Raw genomic sequence first — 8703 nt, 5'->3', positions numbered from 1 at the left:
GACTTGGTCACCTCAATTGAAACTCGGCGGCTTCGAAAGGTCGGGCGCCGGCGCCCGACCTTTCGAAGCCGCCGAGTTTCAATTGAGGTGACCAAGTCATGAGAGCCGTCCGGCTGGAAGCAATCGGCAGCATTGCGCTTCGCGAGGTCGCCAAACCTTCACCAGGGCCGGAGGATGTCCTGGTGCGGATCGAAGCCTGCGGCGTCTGCGGCACCGACAGGCACCTTCTCCATGGCGAGTTTCCGTCAAAACCGCCGGTGACGCTCGGCCACGAATTCTGCGGCATCGTCGAGGCTGTCGGAGATGCGGTTGCCGATATCTCTGTCGGCGACCGCGTCACCGGCGACCCCAACATTTCCTGCGGGCGCTGCAGCCACTGCCGGGCCGGCCGGGTCAACCTGTGCAGCAATCTCAGGGCGATCGGCATCCACCGCGACGGCGGTTTTGCAGACTATGTCGTGATGCCGCAAAGCCAGGCCTTCCTCTTGCCCGCCGATCTCAAGCCGACGCATGGCGCCTTCTGCGAGCCGCTGGCCTGCTGCCTGCACGGCGTCGACCTCGCCGGCATCAAACCGGGCGCTTCGGTTGTGGTGCTCGGCGGCGGCGTCATCGGCCTGCTTGTCGTGCAATTGGCTAAGCTGGCGGGCGCCGCGACGATCATCCTGTCGACCCGGCAGGCCTCGCGCCGGGCGCTTGCCGAGGAGCTCGGCGCGACGGCAACCGTCGATCCAAGCGCCATCGACCCCATCGAGGCCATCGCCGGACCGGCTGGCCTGGTGCCTGGCGGCGTCGACGTCGTGCTCGAATGCGCCGGCGTTCCCGACACCGTGGAACAATCGATGCGACTGGCGAAGGCCGGCGGCACGGTGGTGATCGTCGGCGTGATGCCTCAGGGCCAGAAGGTCGCCTTCGAGCCCTTCGATGTCCTGTTCCGCGAGTTGAAGGTCCTTGGCTCCTTCATCAACCCCTTCACGCATCGCCGCGCCGCGGAGCTCGTCGCGTCGGGCGCGATCGAGATCGACAAGCTGATTTCGAAGCAAGTGCCCCTCGAAGAGGCGCCGCGCGTGATCTCGAACCCCGCGGCCCCCGGTGAGGTCAAGGTGCTGGTGGTGCCGAACAATAGCTGAAGCACCGGTTTTGCGCTCAGTTCTTCCCTTCTCCCCTTGTGGGAGAAGGTGTCGCCGAAGGCGACGGATGAGGGGTGCTCCAGCTTGGCGCAGACCTTCAGCGTTGGACGCCGCGACAGAATCGCCAACGCCTCATTCCTTCCAACACCCCTCATCCGTCTCGTCGCTGCGCGCCGATCCACCTTCTCCCACAAGGGGAGAAGGGGAGGGCCTTGCAAGGTCTTCCAGAAGGAAAGGCGGATCGCCTACAGCTTGCCGTTGCGCTGCTGCACCATCATGAAGGTGTCATAGTTGTATTCGGCGACCTGGGCCCAGAGATAGTGCTCCTTGCGGAAGCCCTTGATCGACTCCCAGATCTTCTTGAACGGCGCGTTGTTGGCTTCCATTTCGGCATAGACTTCGTTGGCCTTTTCGAAGCAAGCCGCCATGATTTCCTGGCTGAAAGGCGCCAGTTTGGCGCCGCCGGCCACCAGCCGCTTCACCGCCGCCGGATTGAGATTGTCGTACTTCTGCAGCATGTTCGCGTCGGCGGCTTGCGCGGCCGTGTGTACCAGCGACTTGTAGGCCGGCGACAGCTCCTCGTACTTGGCCTTGTTGAACATCAGATGCACGGTCGGGCCGCCTTCCCACCAGCCGGGATAGTAGTAGTAGGGCGCGACCTTGTAGAAGCCGAGCTTCTCGTCGTCATAGGGGCCGACCCATTCGGCGGCGTCGATCGTGCCTTTTTCCAGCGCCGGATAGATGTCGCCGCCGGCGATCTGCTGCGGCACGACGCCGAGCTTCTGCACCACCTTGCCGGCGAAGCCGCCGATGCGCATCTTGAGGCCGGAGAGATCGGCCACGGTGTTGATCTGCTTGCGGAACCAGCCGCCCATCTGCACGCCGGTGTTGCCGCCCGGCAGACCGAACAACCCCTGCGTGGCCAGGAATTCGTTGAACAGGTCGATGCCGCCGCCATGGTAGTGCCAGGCATTGATGCCGCGCGCGTTGAGCGAGAACGGCACCGCCGCGCCCAGCGCCCAGGTCGGGTCCTTGCCCCAGTAGTAGTATGCCACCGTATGACAAGCCTCGACGGTGCCGGCAGCGGTGGCGTCCGCAGCCTGCAGGCCGGGCACCAGCTCGCCCGATGCGAAGACCTGGACCTGGAAATTGCCGTCGGTCGCTTCCGACAGCATCTTGGAGAAGACTTCCGCGCCGCCATAGATCGTGTCGAGCGATTTCGGGAAGGACGATGCCAGCCGCCACGTCACTTTCGGATTGGACTGGGCTATCGCCGGCGTGGCAAGCGCTGCGGCCGCTGCCGCGACGCCGACGCCGGACGCACCGGCCTTGCGGATGAATGAACGACGATCCATGCAGTTTCCTCCCTTGTGGATCAGCTGACCGACATTCGGGCATCCTCGCCGCCCGGACCGGTTGGGGAAGAAACATACACAGGCGAGAGGTCGAGTCCAGTATCGGGGGCTATGTGCAACTATAGTCTAACGCCAAATTTCGTGGCCTATCCGTGGAGATGAAACTTGCCATGGCAAAACGCCCTCGGATCGCCTATTTTGTAGGCAGAATAATCCGTTAGCCCTCAATGGAACCGATATCCAAAATGCAGCAGCCGCTCGTCGCCGTCTCGACCGATGTCCGCCAGTTCGACAACTACACCTGGCATGCCGCCCCGCAGCAGTATATCGAGGCGGCGATCGCCGGCGCCGGCGTGTTCCCGCTGCTGGTGCCCTCTTTCGGCGACCGGCTGGATTTCGACGAACTGCTGTCCTCGGTCGACGGCGTCATGGTCACGGGTTCGAAATCCAATGTGCATCCGTCACTCTACGGCGGCGACGCAACCGAGGCCAACGGACCCTACGATCCGGCGCGTGACGCCACCACGCTGCCGCTGATCCGCAAGGCGATCGAGCGCGGCGTGCCGCTGCTTGCCATCTGCCGCGGCATCCAGGAACTGAACGTGGCGCTGGGCGGCACGCTGGGCACCGAGATCCACGAGCGCGAGGGCACGCTCGACCACCGCGCGCCGGTCAGCGACAATCAGGATGAGCGCTTCGGCATCCGCCAGGCGATTTCGATCAAGCCCGGCAGTTGCCTGGCAGGCGTGTTCGGCGCCGGCGAGATCATGGTCAATTCCGTGCACCGCCAGGCGGTGGACCGGCTCGGATCGAAACTGCAGGTCGAGGCGGTGGCCGGCGATGGCACCGTCGAGGCGGTCTCGGTGAAGGATGCCCGCGCCTTCGCGGTCGGCGTCCAGTGGCACCCCGAATATTGGGTGAAGTCGGACAGCAACTCGGCGAAGATCTTCCGCGCGTTCGGCGATGCCGTGCGCCTGCATGCGGCGGCGAAAGCCGGGGCGCGCGCGGCGGCAGAGTAGGCTGCTTACAGGAAAATCCGGTAGCTATTCGTCGCTGTTGAGCGCCAGCAGCGGCGCGGCCGGCGCGTAGGATTCGTAACCGTCGCCATCGGCGACGCTGAAAGTGACGATCGGATCGATGCCGTTCTCGCTGAAGGCGACCGTGCCGTCCGCCTGCTCGCGCCAGAATTTCACACGCTCGATGCCGGGCATCAGCGTGCGGCAATCAGGAGCGAGGCTGAGCCGCGACAGCCCGTCCGACACCTCGGCGCCGCGCTGGACGGCGCAGGCCGCTTCGTCGCCATTGGCCGTCAATTTGTAGATGCTTGACGCGGCGGGCTCGTTGGCCGCGCTTTGGCTATCGCCGCCATGCAGGAACTGCACGCCCCCGAACAACGCAACCGACGCAACCAAGCCAGTCAACAGCTTCACTCTGCTTCTCCGCACCAAGAGCGCGTCGCGCTTTTTTGCCTCTGGTCCACGCATGTCGCCGTCTCCAAACTTTCGGCGATATGCATAACGAAGTATGCACAATGATTCCAAAGGGTTAATCAGGCGTTAATAAATGTGGCCGATCAGGCGCGCGGCCTGATGTTGATCGTCTCCGGTACCGCGGTCAGCGGCCGGCGCTCGCCGAACCAGGAAATCAGATTGTCGACGCAGAGATCGGCCATGGCCCGGCGGGTGTGGTCCGACGCCGAGCCGACATGCGGCAGAAGCGAGGTGTTGGGCGCTTCGAGCAGGGCCTGAGGCACATTCGGTTCGTCGGCAAAGACATCGAGCCCGGCAGCGGCGATGGCGCCGTTATCGAGAGCCGCGGCGAGAGCCGCCTCATCCACCGTGCTGCCGCGGCCGATGTTGACGAAGACGCCGTTCGGCCCCAGCGCCGACAGGATCTCGGCATTGATGGCCTTTTCCGTCGATGCGCCGCCTGGCGCGATGCAGATCAGCGTATCGACCGCCTCGGCCAAGCCCTTCAGCGTCGCATGGTATTCGTAGGACAGGCCCTCGACCTTGCGGCGGTTGTGATAGGCGATCGGCAGGCCGAAGGCCTCGAGGCGACGGGCGACGGCAAGGCCGATTCGGCCCATGCCAAAGATACCGATGCGGCGGCCGCGCAAGGTGAGCCGGCTCAGACGATAGTTGCCCTGCTTCACCCAGTCGCCGTCGCGCAGCCATTTCTCGGCAGCGTACATTTCCCGCACGGTGTTGATCAGCAGGCCGATCGTGGTGTCGGCGACCTCCTCGGTCAGCACGTCCGGCGTGTTGGTGACCATCACGCCGCGCTTGGCCGCGTGATTGGCGTCCACCGAATCATAGCCGACGCCAAAATTGGCGATGATTTCGAGATTGGGCAGCGCATCGATCATGGCCGCGTCGATGCCGCCGAAGCAGGCGATGCCGCGCACGACCTCGCGCATCTCGCCGGTAACGAGCGACGGATCGGCGCGCTCGATCCGCACGCGCCGGAATGCCTTATCGATCCGGCCGACCGCGTGGTCGTTGAAATGCCCGGGCACCAGGATGGCGACCGGGAACCTTGCTTCGGCTTTTGTCATTGGCGCTCCACCGGCTTGCCGGTGGACTGGCGCACATGCAGCTCCGGCTTGATCAGTTCCTGCGAGGGCCGCACGGCCTGCCCGTTCAGCTTGTCGAGCAGCGCGCTGGCGGCGCGGCGGCCGACTTCGCGCTGGCCATTCCAGACCGTCGTCAATGCCGGAGTTGCGATTGCGGCCTCCTCGAGATCGTCATAACCGGTGACCGAAATGTCGACGCCCGGCACGAGGCCGGCCCGCGCAATGCCGTTCATCAGTCCGATGGCGACCAGATCATTCCAGCAGCAGGCGGCTGTCGGCTTGTCCTTCAGCGCCAGAAACTGTCCCGCGGCCTCGAAACCGGCCTGCTTGGTGCGCGGCCCGGGAATACGCCATGACGGCTTCACCTCCAGCCCGGCCGCCTCCATCGCATTGAGATAGCCCTGGTAGCGGTCGCGGCCGGTGGACGTCTGGTCGGTGCCGCCGATCATGGCGATGCGCTTGTGGCCGAGCGAGATCAGGTGGTTGGTCGCGAGCGCCGTGCCATAGGCATCGTCCCCGCGGAAGACCGGCACGTCGGCTCCGGCGACGGTGCGCGCGATCAGCACCGCCGGCAGGCCGTTTTCCTCGGCCATGATGATGTCCTCGGCCGGCGTGCCGATTGCCGGCGACATGATGACGCCGTCAGCGCCGAGCTGCAGCAGCGTGTCGATGAAGGTGCGCTGCTTTTCGAGCTGGTCGTAGTGATTGGACAGGATGAAGGTCTGGCGGCTGCGGTCGAGCTCGCTTTCGATCGAGCGCAGGATCTCGGCGAAGAACGGGTTCATGATGTCGTGCACGACGACGCCGACAATGCCGGAGCGCGAGGTGCGGAGGCTGGCGGCGCGCCGGTTGTAGATATAGCCGATGGCGCGGGCGTGCTCCTTGATGCGCTCGCGCGTGGAGCCGGCGACCAGCGGGCTGTCGCGCAGCGCCAGCGATACCGTTGCCGTGGACACGCCGAGCGCATCCGCGATCGTCGAAAGCTTGATCTTCTGTGCCAGTGCCCTTTGCTCCCCAAGGTCCTCGGAAACACGTTTTTAAATTGTTTAAATTCGGCCTTATGCCATCGATCGGGAGCAATTCAAAGTTTTTTCGCCAGGGTCTCGGCTTCGGTGTCGAGCGAGGCGGAATTGCGCAGGCGCAGCCGGTGCTCGCGATGGATTATGTAGAGGCCGCTGGCGACGATGATGGCCGCACCAAGCAGCGTCCAGCGGTCGGGAAGCTGGTGGAAGATCAGCCAGCCGGAAACGATCATCCACACCATTTGTGAATAGGGGTACGGCGCAAGCGCGGTGGTGGTCGCGAGGCGATAGGCCTGGACCAACAGCCAATGGCCGCCGGCGCCGAACACGCCCAGCATCAACAGGATGAACCAGGGCCAGCCGTCCTGCGGCAGCGCATGCGAGAACGGCAGCATCGGCACGAGCAGCACGGCCGGCGCCAGCGCCGAGAACAGGATCAGGCTCTCGGGCGTCTCCGTCGCCGACATGCGCCGCGTCATGATGACGTAGAAGGAGTTCGACAGCATCGAGCCGAGCGCGAAGAGATGACCTATGCCGAACACCCCGACGCCCGGCCGGGTGATGATGAGGACGCCGACGAAGCCGGCGAGGATCGCCAGCCAGCGCCGCCAGCCGGCCCATTCGCCGAGCAGCGGACCGGCCAATGCGGTGATCACCATCGGGCCGAAGAAGTAGATCGAGGTGGTTTCGGCAAGCTGCAGCGTCCTCAGCGCCAGGACGTTGAACATGGTCGAGCCGAAAAGGAGGCACCCGCGCAGGATATGCGCCGGCAGGTTGTTGGCGCGGAAGCGCAACGGCTCCCGCCAACCGCGCAGGAAGACGCCGACAAGCAGGACATGGACGGTGAAGCGGGTCCAGGCGACGATCAGCGCCGAGACGCCGGCAAGCACCAGGTATTTGCTCGAGGTGTCGAGAAAGGTGAAGCAGACATAGACGCAAAGCATCAACAGCATCGCCGCGGGCGGCGTTGCGCTGTCGTCGGGGTTTCTGGGAACGCTCAAGGTCAGGCCGGGGGAAAGGTAGATGCCTCCCTTTTGCGGCAATCGCCGCCGGCCGGCAAGCCTAAAGCGACTGGCCCAACAAGCGCCCGGGACAGGCTTAGTGCGCACTGCCGTTGACGACTAACCTGAGCCCTTCAATTCTGGAGGCGGAGCAAGGAGCAAAGCAACCCCTACTCCCTACTCCCTACTCCCTACTCCCTACTCCCTACTCCCTACTCCCTACTCCCTACTCCCTACTCCCTACTCCCTACTCCCTAAATCAAGCATGCATGCGGGCGCCCTTGGTGATCTTGTCGACCAACTTCTTTTCAGCACGCAGCGCAATGCCGACCATCCTGGCGTCGTCCGGCGCGAATTCAGCGAAGACGGCGCGGTTGGCCACGTCATGGCCGGTCGAGAACATCTCCTCGACATAGGCCGATGTGATCACGCCGCGCTCCAAAGCCCGGCGATGGATGGTGCTGAGGGTCGGCCCGTCCGCCGAGAGAACGATGACGGGCTGGATCGACAGCGGATTGAAAAGATTGCCGGCGCGATCGCGATAGGGCTCGCCGATGATCTGAGGGAACTGCGCGACGATGCCGCTGGTCAGGAACGCGGTGACGTTGAGCTTCTGCCAGATGGCGAGGTCTTCCCTCAGCACGATTGCAAATTTCGTGTCGAACACCAAAATGCTTCTCCAAAAGGTGACCCATGACGGGCATGGATGAGGCGATGGCGTACGGTCTAGGCGGTGAGGCGCTGGAGGGTCTTGAACGTTCGTGCGCGGATGTGATCGCCGCCGGGGACCGGATCGTTTCGGCGCCCGGCGCCATCGGGCTCGAACGCATCGAAGCACGCTTCCACGGCAACGCCTTCGATCTGCACCGCCACGATACCTATGCCATCGGCGTGACGCTCGACGGCGTGCAGCGCTTCCACTATCGCGGCGCGCTTCGGCACAGCCTGCCCGGCCAGGTGATCGTGCTGCATCCCGACGAACTGCACGATGGCGGCGCCGGCACCGAGGACGGCTTGCGCTACCGGATCCTCTATCTGGAACCGTCGCTGCTTCTCGACTGCTTAGCCGGCACGGCGCTGCCTTTCGTCGAGGACGCGGTGGTCAGCGACGCCGGCCTGCGGGGCACGCTGCTTTCAGCCCTTGCGCCGCTGGATGAAGAGCTCGACGATTTGTTCGTCGCCGATTTCATCGCGCAGCTGGTACAACATCTGAAACATCATGCCGGAGAGCCGGCAAGACCTATGGGAAGGACGGCATGGCGCGCCGCCGCGCTTGCGCGGGACTATATCGAGGGGAATGCCGGGCGGCCGGTTCGCTCCGATGAGCTCGAGGCTGTCACCGGCCTCGACCGCTATGCGCTGTCGCGCCACTTCCGCGCGACCTATTCGACCAGCCCGCACCGCTTCCTCCTGATGCGCCGGCTGCAGCGGGCGCGGCGCATGATCGAGATGGGAGAACAGCTCGCCGAAACAGCTGTTGCGGTCGGCTTCAGCGACCAGAGCCATTTCAACCGGCATTTCAAGAAGGCGTTCGGGCTGACGCCGGGACGCTGGGCGGTGCTGGTGCGAGGGCGCGACGCGAAAGCGTCGTCGCTCCAAGCACCGGCTTAGCATTGTAAGCAC

9 protein-coding genes are annotated in these 8703 nt (G+C 64.5%); 3 read left to right on the top strand and 6 right to left on the bottom strand.

Annotated elements, in window-relative coordinates; genetic code table 11:
* Window positions 1-98 precede the first annotated feature (98 nt).
* Window positions 99-1127, top strand: a complete 1029-nt coding sequence (locus tag EOA29_RS16550; RefSeq protein WP_126090611.1) for a zinc-dependent alcohol dehydrogenase family protein — start codon at window positions 99-101, stop codon at window positions 1125-1127.
* 245 nt (window positions 1128-1372) lie between these two features.
* Here the strand turns inward: EOA29_RS16550 and EOA29_RS16545 are convergent, their stop codons facing one another.
* The gene (locus tag EOA29_RS16545; RefSeq protein ID WP_126090612.1) at window positions 1373-2482 is read right to left on the bottom strand and encodes a TRAP transporter substrate-binding protein; all 1110 of its coding nucleotides are present in this window, start codon (window positions 2480-2482) and stop codon (window positions 1373-1375) included.
* A gap of 245 nt (window positions 2483-2727) precedes the next feature.
* Here EOA29_RS16545 and EOA29_RS16540 point away from each other — a divergent pair, with 245 nt between their 5' ends.
* Window positions 2728-3501 carry a gamma-glutamyl-gamma-aminobutyrate hydrolase family protein gene (locus EOA29_RS16540; RefSeq protein ID WP_126090613.1) on the top strand — a complete coding sequence of 258 codons (774 nt, stop codon included), beginning with the start codon at window positions 2728-2730 and terminating at the stop codon, window positions 3499-3501.
* A gap of 24 nt (window positions 3502-3525) precedes the next feature.
* Here EOA29_RS16540 and EOA29_RS16535 read toward each other — a convergent pair whose 3' ends face one another.
* The 5 genes from EOA29_RS16535 to EOA29_RS16510 form a co-directional block, all read right to left on the bottom strand.
* A complete protein-coding gene (locus tag EOA29_RS16535; RefSeq protein WP_126090614.1) occupies window positions 3526-3912 on the bottom strand; it encodes a hypothetical protein in 387 nt (128 codons plus the stop codon).
* A 143-nt stretch (window positions 3913-4055) separates the two neighbouring features.
* Entirely contained in the window at window positions 4056-5039 is a 984-nt protein-coding gene (locus tag EOA29_RS16530) for a 2-hydroxyacid dehydrogenase (RefSeq protein ID WP_126090615.1), read from the bottom strand.
* Window positions 5036-6058: a LacI family DNA-binding transcriptional regulator gene (locus EOA29_RS16525; RefSeq protein WP_052459475.1), complete on the bottom strand. Its 1023-nt coding sequence runs from the start codon at window positions 6056-6058 to the stop codon at window positions 5036-5038. Before EOA29_RS16525 ends, EOA29_RS16530 begins: the two co-directional genes overlap by 4 nt.
* Window positions 6059-6138: 80 nt before the next feature.
* Entirely contained in the window at window positions 6139-7023 is an 885-nt protein-coding gene (locus tag EOA29_RS16520; protein ID WP_189350603.1) for a DMT family transporter, read from the bottom strand.
* Window positions 7024-7339: 316 nt separating this feature from the next.
* A complete protein-coding gene (locus EOA29_RS16510) occupies window positions 7340-7747 on the bottom strand; it encodes a DUF2000 family protein (protein ID WP_126090617.1) in 408 nt (135 codons plus the stop codon).
* A 47-nt stretch (window positions 7748-7794) separates the two neighbouring features.
* Between EOA29_RS16510 and EOA29_RS16505 the strand changes: the two genes are divergently transcribed.
* Window positions 7795-8691 (top strand): AraC family transcriptional regulator, encoded by an 897-nt coding sequence (locus EOA29_RS16505; RefSeq protein WP_126090618.1) that lies wholly within the window; start codon window positions 7795-7797, stop codon window positions 8689-8691.
* The last annotated feature ends 12 nt before the right edge of the window (window positions 8692-8703 follow it).

It is taken from the genome of Mesorhizobium sp. M1E.F.Ca.ET.063.01.1.1 (assembly GCF_003998155.1).
Taxonomy (GTDB): domain Bacteria; phylum Pseudomonadota; class Alphaproteobacteria; order Rhizobiales; family Rhizobiaceae; genus Mesorhizobium.
This window is presented reverse-complemented; position numbering and strand designations above follow the sequence as displayed.